General features: G+C 43.9%; 6 protein-coding genes. 5 read left to right on the top strand and 1 reads right to left on the bottom strand.

Annotated features, from left to right (window positions below):
• Nucleotides 1-191: 191 nt before the first annotated feature.
• From HZY94_RS00440 to rpsD, 5 genes are all read left to right on the top strand, one after another.
• A complete protein-coding gene (locus HZY94_RS00440) occupies nt 192-2,165 on the top strand; it encodes a DHH family phosphoesterase (protein ID WP_179924496.1) in 1,974 nt (657 codons plus the stop codon).
• Nucleotides 2,162-2,614, top strand: a complete 453-nt coding sequence (gene rplI, locus HZY94_RS00435; RefSeq protein WP_160332007.1) for a 50S ribosomal protein L9 — start codon at nt 2,162-2,164, stop codon at nt 2,612-2,614. The genes HZY94_RS00440 and rplI overlap by 4 nt, the downstream gene beginning before the upstream one ends.
• 9 nt (nt 2,615-2,623) lie before the next feature.
• Complete coding sequence (gene dnaB, locus HZY94_RS00430; protein WP_160332008.1) at nt 2,624-3,976, top strand: replicative DNA helicase; 1,353 nt, start codon at nt 2,624-2,626, stop codon at nt 3,974-3,976.
• Nucleotides 3,977-3,978: 2 nt separating this feature from the next.
• Nucleotides 3,979-4,263 (top strand): Veg family protein, encoded by a 285-nt coding sequence (locus tag HZY94_RS00425; protein WP_160332009.1) that lies wholly within the window; start codon nt 3,979-3,981, stop codon nt 4,261-4,263.
• A 196-nt stretch (nt 4,264-4,459) separates the two neighbouring features.
• On the top strand, nt 4,460-5,071 hold the full coding sequence (gene rpsD, locus HZY94_RS00420; RefSeq protein ID WP_135035848.1) for a 30S ribosomal protein S4: 612 nt from the start codon (nt 4,460-4,462) through the stop codon (nt 5,069-5,071).
• Here the strand turns inward: rpsD and HZY94_RS10300 are convergent.
• The coding region (locus HZY94_RS10300) for a hypothetical protein (RefSeq protein WP_218925680.1) at nt 5,068-5,288 on the bottom strand (221 nt) is incomplete at its 5' end. The two genes, rpsD and HZY94_RS10300, sit on opposite strands and share 4 nt — an antisense overlap.

The raw sequence follows: 5,288 nt of genomic DNA, 5'->3' as shown, positions 1-5,288 counted from the left end.
AAAAGGTCATTAAGAGATTCATAAAACCACCTCCTATGTTAATTATAGACTTAAGAGATAGTTTTTTCGAATAATTATCGGTTTCTGAAAACTTACAAACTCTGCTTTTCTTCATGCGTTTGTCGTGGTTTTTACAGTGAAAACTTGGTGTCATACCGCCTTTATGGTAAAATATCAGGAAGAGGTTTATGATGAAAAAATTTCCATTATCCCCCTTCCATTACTTTATGATCGGGATTATTTTTTTAGGAATTTTGTCCGTTGTTTGGCAACATTCCATGAATGGTATCCCTATCGCTATTACCATGATTTTAATGGAAGCTTTGTTACTCCTGCTTTTACTGGACCAGGAATTAGTGGTGACCAAGGTCGACGAAGAACACCAACGACAGGTGGAAGACCAGGTAGAGACGAGCTTGACCAATCTCCTTAATAAAATCCCCATCGGCATCCTGAAGTTGAGCGAGGATTCCGGGGAAATAGATTGGTACAACCCCTATGCAGAGCTGATTTTTGTAGGTGAAGATGGCGTTTTCGATTTGAAACTCGTAAAATCGGTACTTGAGGCTGCGCAAAAAGACCAAGGTCACTATGTCACCCTAGGTGAGCGAACCTACGCCGTTCATTTGGACCAATCTGGGAATATGGTCTATTTCTTTGATGCCAGCAGTGAGTATAATGCTACGGAAGAACTAGCCACCAGTCGTCCCGTTATTGGAGCGATTTCCCTGGACAATTACGATGATTTCAGAGAGGGTTTATCTGATTCAGAAATCAGTACGACCAATAGTTTTATCGCTGATTTTGTGTCGCGTTTTGCGGAGGAACATCAAATGTTTTACCGCCGCGTAGATGCAGATCGTTACTATTTATTTACAGATTACACCGTCCTGAATCAACTGATGACGGACAAATTTGCGATTATTGATGTATTCCGCAATGAAGCCAAGGAGAAAAAACTCCCGCTGACCCTAAGTATGGGCTTTGCCTTTGGAGATGGCGATCATGCTGCGATTGGAAAAACAGCCCTCGAGAATCTGAACCTAGCCCTCGTACGGGGTGGAGACCAGGCGGTTGTCCGTGAAAACCGGGAAAATAAAAATCCGATTTACTTCGGAGGTGGTAGTGTGTCAGCCGTAAAACGAACTCGTACTCGTACCCGGGCCATGATGACAGCCATTTCAGACAAAATTCGGTCTGCAGACCAAGTCTTTATCGTGGGCCACCGCAATTTGGACTTGGATGCCCTGGGGGCTTCAATCGGGATGCAGAAATTTGCAGAAAGTTTAACCGAGCAGTCCTATGCGGTTTATGACCCGGAACAGATGTCGGCAGACATTCAGAGAGCTATTTCCAGTTTGCAGGAGGATGAGCGAACCAAGCTCTTGACCTTGGATGAGGCCATGCCACGGGTGACTCGTCAGTCTCTCCTGATCATGGTGGATCATTCCAAAATTAGTCTGACTCTATCAGAGGCCTTTTATCAGGAATTTGATCAAACCATTGTTATTGATCACCATCGCCGGGATGAAAACTTCCCAGAGAATGCGGTTATCACCTATATTGAGAGCGGGGCCAGTAGTGCCTGTGAATTGGTAACGGAATTAATCCAATTCCAAAATGCCAAGTTCAATCGTCTCAGTAAAATTCAAGCCAGCATTCTCATGGCTGGGATTATGCTAGATACCAAGAATTTTTCAGTTCAGGTAACCAACCGAACCTTTGATGTGGCGAGTTATCTGCGCAGTCGCGGCAGTGATAGTACGCTGATTAAAGAAATCATGGCCAATGATTTTGAAGAGTACCGCCGGGTTAACGAACTGATTCTACAAGGTCAGCGTCTAACGTCGACGATTGTCCTTGCTGTTGCTCCAGAGAACAACCAGTATTCAACTATTGAACTCAGCAAGGCAGCTGATACCATTCTGAATATGTCAGGGATTGAAGCGACCTTTGTGGTGAGTTATCTGGATACCGAAACTGTGGGAATCTCTGCTCGGAGTCGCAGTCGGATCAATGTGCAGAGAATTATGGAGGAGCTGGGCGGAGGTGGCCACTTTAACCTGGCTGCGGCTCAGCTGCGGAATGTTAGCCTCTCCATGGTGACGGCGCGATTAAAAGATGTTATTATAAATGAAACGCAAGAAAAGGAGACTCAAGCATGAAAGTTATTTTCTTAGAAGATGTCAAAGGAAAAGGTAAAAAAGGCGAGATTAAGGAAGTGCCAACAGGTTACGCCCAAAACTTCCTGATTAAGAAAAATCTAGCTAAAGAAGCAACTGCCCAAGCTATCGGCGAGCTTCGCGGTAAGCAAAAGTCTCAAGAAAAAGCGCATGCGGAGCTAATTGCAGAAGCTGAAGTTGTGAAAGCGCAATTGGCCAAGGAAGAGACTGTGGTTCGTTTCACTGAAAAAGTTGGACCAGATGGTCGGACCTTTGGCTCGATTACCAGCAAGAAAATTGCAGAAGAGTTGCAGAAACAATTTGGTATTAAAGTTGAAAAACGGAACATCCGTTTGGACCATCAACTCCGCTCCATTGGTTCAGTGGAAGTACCTGTTAAGCTCTACCAAGATGTAGCCGGAGAGATTAAGATTTACATCCAGGAAGCTTAAGGAGGAGCAATGGCCAATCTGGAAGAGTTGCGGACCCAACCGCAAGATATTTTAGCAGAGCAGTCTGTTCTGGGGGCTATTTTTTTGGATGAGAGTAAGCTGGTTTTTGTACGTGAGTACATTGAACCAGCTGACTTTTTTAAATATGCGAACCGCCTTATTTTTCAGGCCATGATTGACTTGAATGATCGGGGAGATGTCATTGACGCTACCACCATGAGAGCTATTTTGGAAGCCCAAGGAGACCTGGAAAATATTGGTGGTTTTTCTTATTTAGTGGAAGTCGTAAACGCTGTTCCGACTAGTTCCAATGCTGAGTATTATGCCCAAATTGTGGCCGATATGGCCATGCGTCGCCGTTTTATTTCACGGTTAACCGAAAGTATCAACCAGGCTTACGAAGGAGCCTTGGGGACTGATGAACTGATTGCAGGGGCAGAAAAGACCCTGATTGATTTAAATGAAAATAATAAAAGAAGTGGTTTCAGGGTCATCAAGGATATTCTGAACATCAACTTCGAAAATCTGGAAATCCGGTCCCAGCAAACCTCTGATGTGACGGGGATTCCAACGGGTTATCCGGAGCTGGATCGGATGACAACCGGCTTGCATGAAGAGGAGCTGATTATCTTGGCTGCTCGGCCGGCCGTTGGTAAAACGGCTTTTGCCCTCAATATTGCCCAAAATATTGGCAGTAAATTCGGAAAAACCGTGGCTATCTTCTCGCTGGAAATGGGGGCAGAGAGCTTGGTAGATCGGATGCTGGCAGCAGAGGGTTTGATTGATTCCCACTCTATCCGGACAGGTCAACTGTCAGACGAGGAATGGCGGAAGGTCACAATTGCTCAAGCCAATCTGGCAACCGCGCCGATCTATATCGATGACACACCGGGGATTCGGATTACGGAGATTCGTTCCAGATCGCGGAAACTGGCTAAAGAATCCGGTAATCTGGGACTGGTCCTTATCGATTACCTCCAGCTGATTACCGGCACTGGACGGGAAAATCGCCAGCAGGAGGTTTCTGAAATTTCTCGTCAGCTCAAAATTCTTGCCAAAGAATTGAAAGTCCCTGTTATCGCCCTCAGCCAGCTGTCACGGGGCGTTGAACAGCGGCAAGACAAACGTCCCGTCCTCTCAGATATCCGGGAATCCGGATCCATCGAGCAGGATGCCGACATCGTTGCCTTCCTCTACCGAGATGATTATTACGATCGCGCGGGTGAATCCGAAGACGAAATCCCCAACAATAAGGTCGAAGTGATCATCGAGAAAAACCGGAGCGGGGCGCGTGGAACCGTCGAACTTCTATTTCAGAAAGAATACAATAAATTTTCAGCTATATCCAAAAGGGAGGAATAACTATGAGTGATGCATTTACAGATGTTGCTAAAATGAAAAAAATCAAAGAAGATATTAAAAACCATGAGGGAAAAATGGTTGAAATGACCTTGGAACATGGTCGTAAACGTCAAAAAAATAAAACAGGTCGTTTGATTGAAGTTTACCCATCCCTATTCATCGTTGAATACAACAATGTTGGAACCCTACCTGGTGAAATCACAAACACTTATGTGGAATCTTACACTTACTCAGACATCCTCACAGAAAAAACACTGATCCGTTACTTGGATGATGAGGAAGCATAATCGAAAAAAATCCTTTACAAGCTGAAGGAAACTTGTTACAATAGAGAACGTGCGAAATAGCAGCAGAAAAATATGAAGCTCGTCAACAGGAAGTCCCAGTAAGTAACCCTTGCTGTTTGGGCGAAGGTTTCCTGCACGAATCAGGATTTTTCAAATGACTATTTCCTCAAACAATTATTTAGAGGAGGACATTTAAATGTCACGTTATACAGGACCATCATGGAAAAAATCTCGTCGTCTTGGCTTGTCTCTATCAGGAACTGGTAAAGAACTTGCACGTCGTAACTACGTACCAGGACAACACGGACCAAACAACCGCAGCAAACTTTCAGAATACGGTTTGCAATTGGCTGAAAAACAAAAACTTCGTTTCATGTACGGAGTAGGTGAAAAACAATTCCGTAACTTGTTCGTACAAGCTACAAAAATCAAAGGTGGAATCCTTGGTTTCAACTTCATGCTTCTTCTTGAGCGTCGTTTGGACAACGTTGTTTACCGCCTAGGTTTGGCTTCAACACGTCGCCAAGCTCGTCAATTTGTTAACCACGGTCACATCCTTGTTGACGGTAAACGTGTTGACATCCCTAGCTACCGTGTTGAAGTTGGTCAAGTAATCTCTGTTCGTGAGAAATCAGCTAAAGTTCCAGCAATCTTGGAAGCTGTTGAATCAACTCTTGGACGTCCAGCATTTGTATCTTTCGATGCAGAAAAATTGGAAGGTTCATTGACTCGTCTCCCAGAACGTGATGAAATCAACCCAGAAATCAACGAAGCACTTGTCGTTGAATTCTACAACAAAATGCTTTAAGATAAGACTTTATATCGTAAAAAGCCTACAACAGTGGGCTTTTTGCTTTGTCTTAAAATCGGCTCTTTGGCAACTGTAGTGGATAGAATTTTGGTTCTATAATAAGTTGTGTGGAAAGCTTTCTCTCCATGCAACTTTTTTTGTAATTCAGAGTGCAAAAAAAAGCAATTCCTAGTAAACTGATAAGTGGAAAAAACATCAGAATAGGAATTGCTTT

Origin of the sequence: Streptococcus danieliae, from assembly GCF_013415245.1 — a bacterium.
Classification (GTDB): domain Bacteria; phylum Bacillota; class Bacilli; order Lactobacillales; family Streptococcaceae; genus Streptococcus; species Streptococcus danieliae_A.
This window is presented reverse-complemented; position numbering and strand designations above follow the sequence as displayed.

Bases quoted from the DNA above. Each gene is read 5' to 3' on its own strand.
- HZY94_RS00440 (WP_179924496.1), top strand. From the start codon at position 192: ATGAAAAAATTTCCATTATCCCCCTTCCATTACTTTATGATCGGGATT.
- HZY94_RS00425 (WP_160332009.1), top strand. From the start codon at position 3,979: ATGAGTGATGCATTTACAGATGTTGCTAAAATGAAAAAAATCAAAGAA.
- rpsD (WP_135035848.1), top strand. From the start codon at position 4,460: ATGTCACGTTATACAGGACCATCATGGAAAAAATCTCGTCGTCTTGGC.
- rplI (WP_160332007.1), top strand. From the start codon at position 2,162: ATGAAAGTTATTTTCTTAGAAGATGTCAAAGGAAAAGGTAAAAAAGGC.
- dnaB (WP_160332008.1), top strand. From the start codon at position 2,624: ATGGCCAATCTGGAAGAGTTGCGGACCCAACCGCAAGATATTTTAGCA.